Origin of the sequence: Mesorhizobium sp. M0491 (assembly GCF_040321265.1) — a bacterium.
Lineage (GTDB): Bacteria > Pseudomonadota > Alphaproteobacteria > Rhizobiales > Rhizobiaceae > Mesorhizobium.
In genome coordinates this window covers 136,240-151,267 of record NZ_JAMYRE010000008.1, presented here as the reverse complement: position 1 = coordinate 151,267, position 15,028 = coordinate 136,240, and the positions used below count along the sequence as shown (strand labels likewise).

13 protein-coding genes and 1 pseudogene are annotated in these 15,028 nt (G+C 61.5%); 6 read left to right on the top strand and 8 right to left on the bottom strand.

What is annotated here, in order from left to right; all coding sequences use genetic code 11:
* Positions 1-20 precede the first annotated feature (20 nt).
* The 5 genes from NKI69_RS12590 to NKI69_RS12570 all read left to right on the top strand — a co-directional run bounded on the left by NKI69_RS12590 (position 21) and on the right by NKI69_RS12570 (position 5,874).
* A complete protein-coding gene (locus NKI69_RS12590; protein ID WP_352721483.1) occupies positions 21-998 on the top strand; it encodes a quinone oxidoreductase family protein in 978 nt (325 codons plus the stop codon).
* 133 nt (positions 999-1,131) lie between these two features.
* Positions 1,132-2,709: an ABC transporter ATP-binding protein gene (locus NKI69_RS12585; RefSeq protein ID WP_023811886.1), complete on the top strand. Its 1,578-nt coding sequence runs from the start codon at positions 1,132-1,134 to the stop codon at positions 2,707-2,709.
* A complete protein-coding gene (locus NKI69_RS12580) occupies positions 2,706-3,836 on the top strand; it encodes an ABC transporter permease (RefSeq protein WP_352721481.1) in 1,131 nt (376 codons plus the stop codon). The genes NKI69_RS12585 and NKI69_RS12580 overlap by 4 nt, the downstream gene beginning before the upstream one ends.
* A complete protein-coding gene (locus NKI69_RS12575; protein ID WP_031213469.1) occupies positions 3,836-4,756 on the top strand; it encodes an ABC transporter permease in 921 nt (306 codons plus the stop codon). The genes NKI69_RS12580 and NKI69_RS12575 overlap by 1 nt, the downstream gene beginning before the upstream one ends.
* Positions 4,757-4,806: 50 nt before the next feature.
* A complete protein-coding gene (locus NKI69_RS12570) occupies positions 4,807-5,874 on the top strand; it encodes a BMP family ABC transporter substrate-binding protein (RefSeq protein ID WP_023811889.1) in 1,068 nt (355 codons plus the stop codon).
* 45 nt (positions 5,875-5,919) lie between these two features.
* Here the strand turns inward: NKI69_RS12570 and NKI69_RS12565 are convergent, their stop codons facing one another.
* The 7 genes from NKI69_RS12565 to NKI69_RS12535 all read right to left on the bottom strand — a co-directional run bounded on the left by NKI69_RS12565 (position 5,920) and on the right by NKI69_RS12535 (position 12,569).
* Entirely contained in the window at positions 5,920-7,026 is a 1,107-nt protein-coding gene (locus tag NKI69_RS12565) for an acyltransferase family protein (protein ID WP_352721479.1), read from the bottom strand.
* A 99-nt stretch (positions 7,027-7,125) separates the two neighbouring features.
* Positions 7,126-8,439, bottom strand: coding sequence for a 30S ribosomal protein S12 methylthiotransferase RimO (gene rimO / locus NKI69_RS12560; protein ID WP_128305838.1), 1,314 nt, complete (start codon positions 8,437-8,439; stop codon positions 7,126-7,128).
* Between the two features lie 136 nt (positions 8,440-8,575).
* Complete coding sequence (locus NKI69_RS12555; protein WP_023811892.1) at positions 8,576-9,238, bottom strand: TerC family protein; 663 nt, start codon at positions 9,236-9,238, stop codon at positions 8,576-8,578.
* Positions 9,239-9,419: 181 nt separating this feature from the next.
* Positions 9,420-9,827: a DUF930 domain-containing protein gene (locus tag NKI69_RS12550; RefSeq protein WP_032909322.1), complete on the bottom strand. Its 408-nt coding sequence runs from the start codon at positions 9,825-9,827 to the stop codon at positions 9,420-9,422.
* Positions 9,828-9,883: 56 nt separating this feature from the next.
* A complete protein-coding gene (locus NKI69_RS12545) occupies positions 9,884-10,582 on the bottom strand; it encodes a DUF2161 domain-containing phosphodiesterase (protein ID WP_023811894.1) in 699 nt (232 codons plus the stop codon).
* A gap of 102 nt (positions 10,583-10,684) precedes the next feature.
* On the bottom strand, positions 10,685-11,479 hold the full coding sequence (locus tag NKI69_RS12540) for a sterol desaturase family protein (protein WP_023811895.1): 795 nt from the start codon (positions 11,477-11,479) through the stop codon (positions 10,685-10,687).
* A gap of 196 nt (positions 11,480-11,675) precedes the next feature.
* A complete protein-coding gene (locus NKI69_RS12535; RefSeq protein WP_023811896.1) occupies positions 11,676-12,569 on the bottom strand; it encodes a LysR family transcriptional regulator in 894 nt (297 codons plus the stop codon).
* A 153-nt stretch (positions 12,570-12,722) separates the two neighbouring features.
* Here NKI69_RS12535 and NKI69_RS12530 point away from each other — a divergent pair.
* A pseudogene (locus tag NKI69_RS12530) lies at positions 12,723-13,375 on the top strand (hydrolase).
* Positions 13,376-14,093: 718 nt separating this feature from the next.
* Here the strand turns inward: NKI69_RS12530 and ku are convergent.
* Complete coding sequence (gene ku, locus NKI69_RS12525) at positions 14,094-14,918, bottom strand: non-homologous end joining protein Ku (protein ID WP_023811897.1); 825 nt, start codon at positions 14,916-14,918, stop codon at positions 14,094-14,096.
* Positions 14,919-15,028 lie beyond the last annotated feature (110 nt).

Here is a 15,028-nt window from a genome sequence, read left to right as displayed (position 1 = left end):
GCCCCACAGGAAGCCTAGCAATGTCCAAAGCGATCCGCATTCACGCCAACGGCGGCCCGGAAGTCCTGACCTACGAGGACGCCGACCTCGGTCAGCCGGGATCCGGGCAGATCCTGGTCCGGCACACCGCGATCGGCCTCAATTTCATCGATGTCTATCATCGCTCTGGCCTCTATCCGCCGCCCGGCGGCTTCCCGCTCGTGCCAGGCAGCGAAGCCGCCGGCGTGGTGCTGGAGGTCGGCCAGGGCGTCGACTGGCTGAATCCGGGCGATCGCATCGCCTATGCGGTGACGACGGGGGCTTATGCGCAAGAGCGCGTCATCGATGCCAGCCGGGTCGTCAAGGTTCCGGATGGCATCAGCGACGAACAGGCCGCCGCGATGATGCTGAAGGGCATGACGGCGGAATATCTGCTGCGCCGGACGTTCAAGGTGAAGGCAGGCGACACGATCCTGTTCCACGCCGCGGCCGGCGGCGTCGGGCTGATCCTCGGCCAATGGGCAAAACACCTCGGCGCGACCGTCATCGGCACCGCCAGCTCGTCCGACAAGATCGAGCTCGCGAGGGCGCATGGTTTCGACCATGTCATCAACTACAAGGAACAGGATTTCGTCGCCGGGGTTGCTGCCATCACCGGCGGCAGGAAGTGCGATGTCGTCTACGATTCGGTTGGCAACGACACGTTTCCGGCTTCGCTCGACTGCCTGAGGCCGCTCGGCATGTTCGTCAGCTTCGGCCAGTCCTCCGGACCTATACCGCCGTTCAGCATGTCATTGCTGGCTCAGAAGGGCTCGTTGTCCGCTACAAGGCCGACGCTGTTCGTCTACAACGCAAAGCGCGAAGACCTCGAGGCCTCCGCCGCTGCCCTGTTCGAAGTCGTGCTCAGTGGCGCCGTCAAGATCAAGATCAACCAGCGCTATGCGCTCAAAGACGCCGGCAAGGCGCATTCCGATCTCGAGGGCCGCAGGACCACAGGGACGACCATTCTCATCCCTTAGTTCGTTCTGCCTTGCTATCCCTTGAATTTCCGCTGAAATTCTTGAAGCTCTTTCAAGACGCGTGCCGCTTTCCGATGAGAGCCGGCCGCGCCTACCATGCCTGCGGGAACACAGAACATGTCTGGCTAACCAGATGGGAGGCACTGTGAGTGCAAATCAGGACGGCACGAACCTGCTCGAGGTGCGTAGCCTCACCAAGATATTCGGCACGCTGACGGCGTGCGATCACATCGATCTCGACATCGCCAGAGGTGAAATCCACGCTTTGCTCGGCGAAAACGGCGCCGGTAAGTCGACACTGGTCAAGATGCTGTTCGGCTCGCTGGAGCCCAATTCCGGAGAGATCTTCTGGAACGGCCAGGCGGTCAGGATTTCCAACCCCGGCGCCGCGAAAAAACTCGGCATCGGCATGGTGTTCCAGCATTTTTCGCTGTTCGAGGCGCTGACCGCGGCCGAAAACATCGCGCTATCGCTGGACGACGGCTCGCCGATCAGCAGCATCGCGGCCAAGGCGAGGGCGCTTTCCTTCAGCTATGGCCTGCCGCTCGATCCTGAATCGCTTGTCGGCGACCTGTCGGTGGGTGAGCGCCAGCGCATCGAGATCATCCGCTGCCTGCTGCAGACGCCGCAGCTCATCATCCTCGACGAGCCGACCTCGGTGCTGACGCCGCAGGAAGCCGACAAGCTGTTCGAGACGCTGGAGCGTTTGCGCTCGGAAGGCAAATCCATCCTCTACATCTCGCACCGGCTCGAAGAGGTCAAACGCATCTGCGACCGCGCCACGGTGCTGCGTCACGGCAAGGTGGTCGGCCACTGCAATCCGCGTGAGGAAACAGCCTCTTCGCTGGCTCGCATGATGGTCGGCAACGAGGTGCAGGCCGTGGTGCGCGCGCCGGTCGAGGGCATCGACAAGGCGCCACCGCTGCTCGAAATCCGCAATCTCAATCGCAAACCGGCAACACCGTTCTCGATACCGCTCAAGGGCATCAACCTGAACGTCCGCGCTGGCGAGGTGATCGGCATCGCCGGCGTCGCCGGCAACGGCCAGGGCGAGTTCTTCGAATCCGTTTCAGGCGAAGTGCTGCAGCAGAATGCCGCCTCGGTGCGCATTCGTGGCAAGGATGCGGGAGGCCTTAGCATCACCGGACGCCGACTGCTGGGCGCCGCCTTCGTGCCGGAGGAGCGCCTCGGCCACGGTGCGGCACCGCGCATGAAGCTTTCTGAAAACCTGCTGCTGTCGCGCCATGCCACCGACGGCAAGGCGTTCGTCGGTTCCGGCGGGATGGTGAAGAGCGGTGCCATCCAAGCCGCCTCCCAGCGCATCATCGAGGCGATGGATGTGCGCAAGAGTGCGCCGGATCCGGAGGCTGCGGCCCTTTCGGGTGGCAATCTGCAGAAATTCATCGTCGGCCGTGAACTCGACCGCCGGCCGAGCGTCATGGTGGTGAACCAGCCGACCTGGGGCGTCGACGCGGGCGCTGCCGCCCACATCCGCCAGGCCTTGATCGAGCTGTCGCGCAGCGGATCGGCGGTGCTGGTGATCAGCCAGGATCTCGACGAGCTGTTCGAGATATCGGATGCGATCGCGGTCATGCACAATGGCGAGCTGTCGAAGCCGATGCCGATCGCCGAGGCAACCTTCGAAAAGGTAGGTTTGCTGATGGGCGGCGCCGAACCAGGCCACGCCGAACACTCGCTGGAGACGGCATGATGCGCCTCGAACTCGTCAAACGCCCGCAGCGTTCCATGCTTTTTTCGGCCCTGTCGCCGTTCATCGCCTTTGCGCTGACCATCATTGCCGGCGCCGTCATGTTCGCGCTGCTCGGTGTCAATCCCCTGACCGCGTTCAATATCTATTTCATCGAGCCGATCAGCCAGGTCTGGCAGCTGCATGAACTGGCGATCAAGGCAGCGCCGCTCATCCTGATCGCTGTCGGCCTGTCGGTCTGCTACAAGGCCAACATCTGGAACATCGGCGCCGAAGGCCAGTTCATCCTCGGCGGCATTGCCGGTTCGATGATTCCGGTGCTGTTTCCGCAGTTCGAAGGTCCGCTGGTGCTGCCGCTGATGCTTTTGCTCGGCATGGTCGGCGGCGCGGCCTATGCGGCGATCCCGGCTCTGCTCAAGACTCGCTTCGGCACCAACGAGATACTGACCAGCCTGATGCTGGTCTATGTCGCGCAGCTCTTCCTCGACTGGCTGGTGCGCGGACCCTGGCGCGATCCGCAGGGCCATGGTTTCCCGCAGACCATCCAGTTCAACGATTCGGCCGTGTTGCCGGAGCTGATGCCGGATGCCGGGCGGGCAAACTGGGGTTTTGTCTTCGCATTGGTCGCCGCGGTGCTGGTCTGGATCCTGATGAGCCGCATGCTGAAAGGTTTTGAGGTGCGCGTGCTGGGCTCAAGCCCGCGGGCAGGGCGCTTCGCCGGCTTCGGCCTCAACCGCATGGTCTTTTTTGCTTTCCTGCTGTCAGGCGCGCTGGCGGGACTCGCCGGCATCTCCGAGGTCTCGGGCGCCATCGGGCAACTGCAGCCTGTCATTTCGCCCGGCTATGGCTTCACCGCCATCATCGTGGCGTTCCTTGGCCGTCTCAACCCGCTTGGCATCGTTGCCGCCGGACTGGTTCTGGCACTGACCTATCTCGGCGGCGAAGCGGTGCAAAGCGCGCTCGGCATTTCCGACAAGGTGGCGCGGGTGTTCCAGGGCATGCTGCTGTTCTTCGTGCTCGGCTGCGACACGCTCATCCACTACCGCATCCGCGTGATCGGCCTGGCGCTGACCAAACCGGAAGGCGTGGCCAAACTCGAAGCCGCACCGAAGCTGAAGGAAGCCCGTTGATGGACATCACCGTAAACATCCTTCTGACCATCGCCACCGCGGCAACGCCGCTGTTGATCGCGGCAATCGGCGAGCTGGTGGTCGAGCGCTCCGGCGTGCTCAATCTCGGCGTCGAAGGCATGATGATCATGGGCGCCGTCGGCGGATTCGGCGCGACCTATCTCACCGGTTCGCCCTGGATCGGCCTTTTGGCGGCAATCGCCATGGGCGCGGTATTCTCGCTGCTGTTTGCCGTCATGACGCTGTCGCTGGCCACCAACCAGGTGGCGACCGGCCTGTCGCTGACGCTGCTCGGCCTTGGCCTGTCCGGCATGATGGGCACCAGCTTCGTCGGCCAGCCCGGCGAAAGGCTGCCCAACCTCTACATTCCCGGCCTGACGGAAATCCCTGTGGTCGGCAGGCTGCTGTTCGGGCAGGATCCGATCTTCTACATCTCGATCGCGCTGACCGCGGCCGTCATGTGGTTCCTGTTCAAGACCCGGACCGGACTGACGCTGCGTTCGATCGGCGACAGCCACACCTCGGCGCATGCGCTTGGCATCAAGGTGATCCGTTATCGCTACCTCGCGGTCATCTTCGGCGGTGCCTGTGCCGGCCTTGCCGGCGGCCATCTCTCGCTGGTCTACACGCCGCAATGGGTGGAGAACATGAGTGCCGGCCGCGGCTGGATCGCGCTGGCGCTGGTGGTGTTCGCCTCCTGGCGGCCATGGCGGGTGCTGGCCGGCGCCTACATCTTCGGCGCGGTGTGGATCGGCCAGCTTCATGCACAGGCTTTTGGCATTCCGGTGCCCTCGCAGTTCCTTTCTTCGCTGCCCTATCTGGCAACCGTCGTGGTTCTCGTTCTAATCTCGCGCAACAAGCGTCTGACGATGATGAACACGCCGGCTTCCTTGGGGCAGCCATTCGTTCCGGATCGTTGACAATAAAAACAAACGGGAAGCTCCAAGGCTTAACTCAGAGAGGTAACACGATGAAAAAACTGCTTATTGCCCTGATGACCACGACCGCCGCCATGTCGCTGGCAGCGACGGCCGAGGCCGCGGACAAGCTGAAGGCCTGCTGGGTCTACACCGGCCCGATCGGCGACTTCGGCTACTCCTACCAGCACGACCAGGGCCGTCTCGAGGTGGAGAAGGCGCTCGGTGACAAGGTCGAGACCGCCTATCTCGAAAACGTCTCGGAAGGCCCCGATGCCGACCGTGCTTTCGAGCGCCTGGCACGCGAAGGCTGCAAGATCATCTTCGGCACCTCCTTCGGCTTCATGGACCCGGAAGTGAAGGTCGCCAAGAAATTCCCGAAAGTGATGTTCGAGCACGCCACCGGTTACAAGACCGCTGACAATCTCGGCATCTACAATGCGCGCTTCTACGAAGGCCGCTACATTCTTGGCCAGATCGCCGCCAAGGAATCGAAGGCAGGGGTCGCCGGCTATATCGTTTCCTTCCCGATCCCCGAAGTGGTGATGGGCATCAACTCCTTCATGCTCGGCGCGCAGTCGATCAACCCGAATTTCAAGGCCAAGATCGTCTGGGTGAACTCCTGGTTCGATCCGGGCAAGGAAGCCGACGCTGCCAAGGCGCTGTTCGACCAGGGCGCCGACATCATCGTCCAGCACACCGATTCCACCGCTGCCCTGCAGGTGGCCGAGGAGCGCAAGCTGAAAGGCTTCGGCCAGTCCTCCGACATGATCAAGTTCGCGCCGAACGCGCAGTTGACCTCGCTCACCGACGAATGGGGTCCCTATTACATCAGCCGCGTCCAGGCCGCGCTCGACGGCACCTGGAAGCCGGACAATGTCTGGCTCGGCATCAAGGACGGCGCCGTCAAGATGTCGGCCTACACCAACATGCCCGACGACGTGAAGGCGATGGCCGAAGCCACCGAAAAGAAGATCGCCGGCGGCTGGAATCCCTTCACCGGACCGGTTGCCAAGCAGGACGGCACGCCGTGGCTGAAGGATGGTGAAGTCGCCGACGACGGCACGCTGCTCGGCATGAATTTTTATGTGAAAGGCGTCGACGACAAGCTGCCGAAATAAGCAGCGCGAGACATGAGACGGAGGGGCGCCGCGAGGCGCCCTTCTTCATTCGGCGGGCTGTGTGCCGGCAGAGGGGCGACGAAACCGCGTTCGTCCGGCATCGACCGCGCGGCCGAGCCAAAACCTGAGCAACCGCTGTACCGGTTGTTCGCAGGTGCGACAGATCGCCCACGAAATGAAAAGCATGAGCACGACGCAACCAAGAGCGGCAATCCATTTGCCGACAAGGGGCGTTGCCGCATTGATGGCGAGATAGCCGATGTCCTGGTGCAGCAAATAGAGCGGATAGGTCAGCCCGCCCAGCGCCAGAGTGAGCCCCGATGCCCTGACACGGTCGCGCAGCAGCACCGCGCCGATCAAGGCCGCGTGCATGACGACGTTGGCGACGACGAGATTGGCCGAGGCAACGGCAATGCCGTAGTGGCCAAGCATCCAGTGCTGCGTCACCGATAGCGTTCCGCAGGAGATCAGGAACGCGGCGGCAAGCAGCAGCAGGGCCGGCACAGAACGGCCATGCGAATGGATTTGGTGGACCAGCACGCCGGCGGCGAAGAACGGGCCGAACTCGGTGAGGAACAGCAGCCTGGCTCCGCCGCTGCCGATGAAGAACTCGTTCAAGGCCGAGATCGCCAGCCAGATGAAGATCAGCTCCAGCTTGCGTTTCTGGAAGAGCCCGGTGAACAGGGCCAGCGTGATCCATCCGTAGAACACCAGTTCAAGCACGATCGACCAGTAGACGCCGTCCATGAAGGGCTGGCCGAAGGCCGGCGCGAACATCGACAGATTGGCGGCATACTGAACGAAAGAGGCCGAAAGCAGCGGCGACCCAACAAGGAAGACAATCGCGAAGGTGATCGTCATGCAGAACAGAAAACCCGGATAGAGGCGAACGAACCGCGCGATCGCAAACTGATCCCAGCTCCGGTTTTCCGCCGACCAGGCAATAACGAAACCGCTGATCAGGAAGAACAGGTTGACGCCGAGATAGCCGTAGAGGGCGAATGGTGCGGCAAGCGGATAGCCTTGCGCAAGGTAGCCTTCGGCGGCAGCGCCGCGAAAGAAATAGTGGAAGAACACGACGGCAAGTGCTGCCGCCAGCCTGAGCAGGTCCAGCGTCGCGATGTAATTTTGTTCCGCAGGTCTGGTGTTCATCCGCATTTCCCGCATCTACGGTCCGCAAACCATAGAGCGGATCGCGGCTGCGCGGGTTAAGACGGCTGAATTATCGCCAGATGTAGTAAATACGGACCGTCAGACCGCCGAACCATAGAGGTCATAGGCATCGGCACGGTCGATCTTGACGGTGACGATGTCGCCTTGGCGCAGCGGGCGGCGCGACTGGATGTGCACCGAGCCGTCGATCTCGGGCGCGTCGTATTTGGTGCGGCCCTTTGCCGACGTGCCGTGCGCCTCGTCGATCAGCACCGGCAGGCGCTTGCCGACCTTCCTGGCCAGCTGTGTCGCCGAAATCTTCTGCTGGCGCTGCATGAAGCGGTGCCAGCGCGCCTCCTTGATCTCTTGGGGAACCTGTTCGAGACCGAGATCGTTGGAGCGGGCGCCCCGGACCGGCTCGTATTTGAAGCAGCCGGCGCGATCGATCTTGGCCTCGTCGAGCCAGTCGAGCAGCATCTCGAAATCGTCGTCCGTCTCGCCGGGGAAGCCGACGATGAAGGTCGAGCGGATGGCCAGATCCGGGCAGACCTCACGCCAGCCGCGAATGCGATCGAGCGTCTTTTCGCCGTGTGCCGGCCGGCGCATGTTCTTCAACACCTGCGGCGAAGCGTGCTGGAAGGGGATATCCAGGTAAGGGAGGATCTTGCCCTCTGCCATCAGCGGGATGACGTCGGCGACATGCGGGTAGGGGTAGACATAGTGCATGCGCACCCAGATGCCGAGCTTGCCCAGTTCCTCGGACAGATCGAGGAATTTTGCGCGCACCTCACGGTCGCCGAACATCGACGTCTGGTACTTGATGTCGATGCCGTAGGCGCTGGTGTCCTGCGAGATGACCAGAAGTTCCTTGACCCCGGCCTTGGCCAGTTTCTCGGCCTCGCGCAGCACATCGGCCGCCGGCCGCGAGACGAGGTCGCCACGCAGTGCCGGAATGATGCAGAAGGTACAGCGGTTGTTGCAGCCTTCGGAAATTTTCAGATAGGCGTAGTGGCGCGGCGTCAGCTTGACACCCTGCGGCGGCAAAAGATCGACATAAGGGTCGTGCGAAGGCGGCGCAGCCTCATGCACGGCAGCCATCACGCTCTCATAGGCCTGCGGCCCGGTGATCGCCAGCACATTGGGGTGCTTTTCGCGAATGACGTCCGGCTCGGCACCCAGGCAACCGGTGACGATCACCCGGCCGTTTTCCGAAAGCGCGGAGCCGATGGCGTTGAGCGACTCGTCGCGAGCGGAATCGAGAAAGCCGCAAGTGTTGACGACGACAAGGTCGGCGCCGTCATGCTTGCGGGCGATTTCGTAACCTTCGGCGCGCAGGCGCGTGATGATGCGCTCCGAATCCACAAGGGCCTTCGGGCATCCAAGACTGACAAAACTCACGCGTGGAGCGGACATAGAGCGTTTCCGGGCTTTTCAGGATTGCCGGCGCAGTACCACACTTATTGCGGCATTGGTATGGGCAGACCCGCGATGCGGCAAAACGCACGGCGGTCTTGCTTCCACTGAGTGAAGATGCCGATGTCCGCCAGCCTCAGCCGACCGCACCGTTTACATGCGGCCAGACCTCCACCGCGCCACGATAGACCATGTCCACAGCCACATAGAAAATGATCAGCAGGCCGACATAGGCAATCCAGCGGTGGCGATGCAGCAGCTTGGCAATGAAAGTCGCGGCCAGCCCCATCAGGGCGATCGACAACACAAGGCCGATGACCAGCACCGGAAAATGATCGCGCGCCGCTCCAGCCACCGCCAGCACGTTGTCGAGCGACATCGACACGTCGGCGACGACAATCTGCAAGGCAGCCTGGCCAAGGGTCTTGCGCTTCGTCTTGCCGGCGACCGCCTGGTCGCTGTTGAGGTCCGAATTCGACAGTGCCTCGGTCGCTTCCAACTCGTCGGCATGCGACGTGCGCAGCTCGCGATACATCTTCCAGCAGACCCACAGCAGCAGGATGCCGCCGGCCAGCAGCAGGCCGACGATCGCCAGCAGCTTGACGGTAATTGCGGCAAACCCGATGCGCAGCACCGTTGCCGCCACCACGCCGAGAAGAATCGCCTTCTTGCGTTGTTCGGCAGGCAGGCCGGCCGCGGCGAGGCCGATGACGATCGCATTGTCTCCGGCCAGCACGAGGTCGATGGCGATGACCTGCAGCAGGGCGGTCAGACTGGCAGCGCTGAAAAAAATGTCCATCGACAGGAAGCCCTTGCTGATTTTGCCGAGTGTTCGTCGATTATCCAGAGGCCCTAACTTGGTGGTCCCTTGGCGTCAAGGGTGACGCGTGGCGACATCACCGAAGCATCGTTGCGTCAAGCCGGATCCAAGGCTCGCGGCACTCGCCAACAGCCAGGCAAAACCAGTGGCCGATCGCAAATCAATCGTAGAGATTATACTTTGCCCAGTCGGCTTCCGGAATCTCGTCCCCGATCCGGTAGCGGAGCTGCAAGACTTCCATATGGTCGGGCGCCGTCTGGCACTTGAATTTCAGCCTGTACCACTGCCCCTTGCTGCGAAACGCAGCACCCGGGCTCTTGATGGCATCGGCACCCATCTCGGGCGTCGCAAAGGCGTAGGCGACGACGCGATCGGCTTTGAACTTGCGATCGTCATGGGTAATGCGGTCGAGCACTTCGGCGTCGCAACGCTGTTCAAGACGGGTTTGGGGATCGAGTTTCATCAGACCGGCGCGCAATGCATTGTCCATTGCGCTGGCTGGAAAACTCAGTGTCACTGACGCCAAGGCGGTCATGCAGAGCTTCTTCATGGGCGGGACAAGCAACATATTTTGTCGGAGAAATCAACCGAGCGGACCGCCGCGAGCGCCGCCGGCATCTTCAATCATATGGCCGGTGCGTTCAAAATTGCGTGTCGGGAGTCGTCGTGCGATGCCTGCGGCCAACGGACCAAAGAGGCACGGCCTGCATCGGTGAGATCGTAAAGGCCGCGGTCGACGCGCGCGAACCAGCCATAAACATTGTGCTGTAGGATTTTCGGCGCCATCGGCGTCACCGCCTTCAGATCTCGCGGCCGCCTGGGTCCGTCCACCATGGCCGCAGCGCAGGCGAGGGCGCTTTGACGATAGGCCGTCATGATCGGATTGCGCGATCCTCCTCCGGCAACGGGATCGCCGCGACGGCGCTGGTGCTCGTCAACCAGACGAGAGCGCCGGCGGGCATTCTTGCGCGGCGCCAGCGCGATCGGGCTGAGAAGCACCTCGACCCGGTCCGTCGCGGTCACACCGAGCAGGCCGAAGCCAAGACGGCGGCAGAGATTGCGAAATCTGGCGTCGCTTTCGCGGCCCTTGCCGCGGGCCGACATGCGCGCGGCCAGCCACACCTCGTCGCAGGCCGCCGCGCGATCGACACCTTGCAGCACCAGTTCGAGATTGAACTGCAGCTTCAACTCGCAGATGACGACAACCGGCGGCTCCCCCTCGCGCAATGCAACAACATCGCAGCCGCCGATCTCGCCTTTGACGACGAAGTCGAGGCTTTCGAGGAACCGCTTCACCGGCGCATAGAGAGACGTCTCGTTCATGCCTCAGGGTTTAGCCGATTCGACGCGAAAAGCCTTCCCGTGGTTCGGCGTTCTACGGCCCGAAAGCGGATCGGGGTGGATACCGCACCGTCGGGCCAGCTGTCAGGCTTCGGTGTTCGGCACTGCTCGGTTCAGCTTCCTGCGGCGCAGGAGCGGATAGCCGATCTGACCGAAATAGGTGGAAGGGATCGGATCGTCGACGCCGTACTTGTCCGGCACCTTGTCGCCGGTGGGATTGTAGGTGCCGAACAGCATGTCGAGGAAAGGCAACTGCCCGGCGAAGTTCTTGTCATAGGCTTCGCGCTGGTTGGCATGGTGCCAGCGATGGAACTGCGGGCTGGCGATCAGCCACTTCAAAGGGCCGAACGGAATCCGCACGTTTGAATGCACAAGCAGCGTGTGTCCAAGGTAGATGGTCGAAAAGACGGCGATCGAGGCTTCCGAGAAGCCGAGGAAAAAGATCGGTGTCAGCGATATCGCCTTTGTGACGATGGCGTCGACGGGGTGATTGTGGAAGGCCCCAAGCCAGTCGAGTTCCTCAATGCCGTGGTGAACGGCATGGAACTTCCAAAGCGCGGGGATTTTGTGGAAGGCCCGATGTGTCCAGTAGACGCCGATATCGGTGATCACGATGATTTCGGCAACCTGCAGCCAGACGGGCTGGCCGCTGACGGCCTGCGTTATCGCCGGCGAGACCAGGAGCGCAGCGGCACCGAGCGCGCCTGCCGCCATCATGACGATGGCCAGCTTTATGATGAAGCCGTTGAACAGCAGATAGATCAGATCGACAGCGAAGCCCTTGCGGAAGATCTTCTGCGGCCGCTCGGCAAACAGATGTTCGAACGGAATGAAGATCAGCGCGCAGATCAACAGTGCCTTGATGCCGAAGATATCCATCGATTCGCCTCTGCTGCCGGCGCGCAGCCTGCTCACTCAAGAAGAAGCACATCTCCCTTTCCAAAGGCTAAAGGCTCTTCCTTTTGCGTAGGGCGCCGACGCGCGGAACGTGCGAGCAATGTCGCCGAACGCGACGGCTCGGCGTAATAGGACCGTCGAACGCGGTTCTTTGACACGGCTTCGAACCGTTCGTGTCCTAGCCGTCAAGACCCCAAAGATCCGGGTTGCGTTTGAAATACTCAATCAGCATCTCGGTGAGCACGCGCACTTTCCGCGTAGGATGCTGCCCCGGCGGGCGTACGACATACGCAGCTCCCGGAGGTACCGGATAGCGTGTCATGATCGGGACCAGCGCGCCGGAGGCTACATATTCATGTGTAATGCAATCGGGGAGCCAGGCGATGCCGAGACCTGCCGCCGCCGTCGCGGCAAGCGCCGTGGCGCTGTCGGCCTTGAACCTGCCCTGCGGCTGGACCGTAACAATCTTGTCGCCATCCATGAACTGCCAGGCTTCCGTTCCCTGCATGAGGGCCTGATGGGTGACGAGTTCGTCCGGAGTCTCGGGTGACGCGTGCGCTTTGATGTAATCCGGGCTCGCGACAAGCTTTCCATGGATAGGCCCGACGCGCTTCGCGATCAGGTTGGAGTCCTGAAGGTAGGCGCCCCGGATCGCGCAATCGAAACCCTCTGCGATGAGATCGACGAAGCGATCGCTATAAGAAGTATGGATGTGAAGCTTCGGGTGCAGACGCGCCATTTCCGCGAGCACGGGAGCAAAATGGGTCGCGCCGAAAGTAAGCGGCATGGCAACCCTCAGGCGGCCGCGCAACTCACCGGTGGGGAGGATCGCTTCCCTGGCCGTATCAATCTCGGCGCTGGCTCGGGCCGCATGGTCTCTGAACGTGATGCCCGCTTCTGTAAGCGAGGCGCCGCGGGTCGTTCGTGCAAGCAGCTGGACGCCAAGTTCTGCTTCAACCCGAAAGAGCCGCCGACTGACAATTGACTTGGAGACGCCGAGCCGGCGCGCGGCGGCCGATACGCCCCCGGCATCGGCCACTACGACGAATGTCTGTAGATCCTCGATATCCAATTCTGCGTTCCTCGTTTCGCGACACAGCTTGCCTGATTATGGCACTATCGCATCACCAAAAGGAACAGCAAATTGCGTTCAGGCAACGTCGCCCGCTGGCGCATGTCTCCCGGAAAACCCACGCCGTCCAGGCGGCAGAGAGAGGAAGTTCTTATGACCTTTCGTAACGGCCTTGATTCACTTCTTCGCCCCGAGGATTCGGTCCTCGTTCTGATCGACCACCAGCCCTACCAGCTCTCGAACCTGAACAGCCACGATCCGCATGCAGTGGTCAACAACTCGACGGCCTTGGCAAAGGTCGCAAAGGCCTTCGGCGTTCCCACCATCCTGACCAGCGTCGTTGCCGATCGGGCGGCCTGATCTTCCCCCACATCACCGACGTATTTCCCGGCCAGGAGGTCATCGACCGGACGTTCATCAACACCTGGGAAGACAGGAAGGTCGTGAACGCGGTCAAGGCGACCGGCCGCAGGCAGCTCATCATCGCCGGCCTGTGGACCGAGATCTGCGTCGCCATGCCGGTTATCCAGGCGTTGGGCGAAGGCTGGGACGCCACGGTCATCGCCGACGCCTCGGGCGGCACGTCGGTCGAAGCGCACGAGGTCGCCATCCAACGCATGATCGCGGCCGGCGCAAACATGATGACCTGGCTGGCGCTGGCATCGGAGTGGCAACGCGACTGGGCGCGTACCGAGCACGTCGGCGAGCTGACGGAAGTGCTCAAGCAGCACGCCGCTGGCAGCGGCATCGCGTACCTCTGGGAGCAGCAACTTCTCAACACGCCTGTGCCGAGCACCGCCGGCTGAACTGGGCGGGGTGACGAAAGCGTTGAGCGATCCAGCGCCAACATGCTGAGCCGGGTCACCCCCGCCCACAAGACGAGCCGCCTGAATGCAGGGCGGCCGGCCGTCATCAACGATCACTTCCTCCATCCATTGGCCGCGACTACAGTCGGCGCAGCCTGGCTAGCTATCGCCTCATTGAAAGGACCATGGAGATGTTCGGCGGAGCGCTTCCGAGAGGAAATGGACGTCATCTATCCGAACTTCAAAGTCAGCCTGACGCAACAGGGCGCTCGTGATCGATGACCTCGCAGTTCGGATATATCGACTTGGAACAGAGGACCTTGCAACCAATCGACAACCCGCTGGGCACGAGGTTGTCATCATGTCTTAGGTACAAACCGCTACCCATGTCTCCGGGCTGGACAATTCGACGTCTGGCGGAGGAAGTGGGATTCGATTCTTGCTTCCGATCCAAGCAAATCAAGAAATCTAAGAATCGATTGTTACACAGCATGTTACGCGCCAGTCAGACGGTGCGGACACGAGCGCGGCCCTTCCCGAAAATGCTAGTGGTGAATCTGTCTAGCGAGGCAACGGAGCAGTGCACGGTGCCGTTTGCGAAGGCCCTGAGGGAATGATCGTGGAGAAAGGCCGCCTTCAGGATCAGCTAGACGCGCTCAAGGCTCCGCTTCTCGGCAAGCGATATGGATGAGCAACGAACGAGTGCCGGTTCCAGCACCTAAGCTGATTTGCGGCTATTGGCCTTTGGCCGATCTTGGCCGATCCCTTCCTTGGCGAGGCTCTTTCGAAGAACTGAGGCCAAGTCGACCACGTTCTCCTTGGGTTTCGGTACCGGTTTCGGGGGTTTTTTGCCCTTGCGCTTGGCGTCAATCATGGCAATCAACGCGTCCTCGTAGGTGTCCTCGAATTTCGAAGGATCGAACTTTGTCACCTTCTTGTCGATGAGAAGCCCCGCGATTTCGAGCAAATCCGAATCATATTTTGCGCTCTTCACATCGTCGAAGACGGTGTCTTCCGATGTCATCTCATTGTGGGTCCGTAGCTCGGTCAGCAACATCCCTTTTCCAAGGGGCTGTATCAACACTTCGCGCCCGCGCTGATAGAGTACGACGCAGGAGCGTGCCGCAACGCGTTTCTTGGCCATCGCATCGCGCAGGACGGCAAAGGCCTCCAGGGAGGCGCCGTCTGCCGGGATCAAGTAGTATGGTTTCTCGAGATAACGTGTGTCGATCTCGGCAACCGGAACGAAGGAATCGACGTCAAGTGTATGCTGTGACGTCAGCTTCAGTTTCTTTAACTCGTCCGGCTCGACGTGGATGAAATCATCCTTGTCCGCCTCATACCCTTTGATCTGATCCTCGGCTTTGACAACGTCGCCAGTCTCTTCATCGACATAGGCGCTTTTAACGGGTAAACCGTCCTTGCGGTTCAAAATCTTGAAGTCGATCTTGGTTGCCTCGCTTGTGGCACCCACTATCTTTACCCCGCATGACACGGAACCGACCCTCAGAAAGCCCTTCCAGACCGCGCGTGGCGCCACCATGCCGTTTCTCCTAGACGTCGATCCGGCACAACGTCAGGCACACGGTTCTGTTCCTCAACGTTGGCAGTACCCTCGCCAATGTTAGTTATTCTTCACGGTAGTCCAGCAGC

What these genes read in the sequence shown, in the direction of transcription:
- NKI69_RS12590 (WP_352721483.1), top strand. Translation starts at nt 21, where the DNA reads ATGTCCAAAGCGATCCGCATTCACGCCAACGGCGGCCCGGAAGTCCTG.
- NKI69_RS12585 (WP_023811886.1), top strand. Translation starts at nt 1,132, where the DNA reads ATGGGAGGCACTGTGAGTGCAAATCAGGACGGCACGAACCTGCTCGAG.
- NKI69_RS12580 (WP_352721481.1), top strand. Translation starts at nt 2,706, where the DNA reads ATGATGCGCCTCGAACTCGTCAAACGCCCGCAGCGTTCCATGCTTTTT.
- NKI69_RS12575 (WP_031213469.1), top strand. Translation starts at nt 3,836, where the DNA reads ATGGACATCACCGTAAACATCCTTCTGACCATCGCCACCGCGGCAACG.
- NKI69_RS12570 (WP_023811889.1), top strand. Translation starts at nt 4,807, where the DNA reads ATGAAAAAACTGCTTATTGCCCTGATGACCACGACCGCCGCCATGTCG.
- NKI69_RS12565 (WP_352721479.1), bottom strand. Translation starts at nt 7,026, where the DNA reads ATGAACACCAGACCTGCGGAACAAAATTACATCGCGACGCTGGACCTG.
- rimO (WP_128305838.1), bottom strand. Translation starts at nt 8,439, where the DNA reads ATGTCCGCTCCACGCGTGAGTTTTGTCAGTCTTGGATGCCCGAAGGCC.
- NKI69_RS12555 (WP_023811892.1), bottom strand. Translation starts at nt 9,238, where the DNA reads ATGGACATTTTTTTCAGCGCTGCCAGTCTGACCGCCCTGCTGCAGGTC.
- NKI69_RS12550 (WP_032909322.1), bottom strand. Translation starts at nt 9,827, where the DNA reads ATGTTGCTTGTCCCGCCCATGAAGAAGCTCTGCATGACCGCCTTGGCG.
- NKI69_RS12545 (WP_023811894.1), bottom strand. Translation starts at nt 10,582, where the DNA reads ATGAACGAGACGTCTCTCTATGCGCCGGTGAAGCGGTTCCTCGAAAGC.
- NKI69_RS12540 (WP_023811895.1), bottom strand. Translation starts at nt 11,479, where the DNA reads ATGGATATCTTCGGCATCAAGGCACTGTTGATCTGCGCGCTGATCTTC.
- ku (WP_023811897.1), bottom strand. Translation starts at nt 14,918, where the DNA reads ATGGTGGCGCCACGCGCGGTCTGGAAGGGCTTTCTGAGGGTCGGTTCC.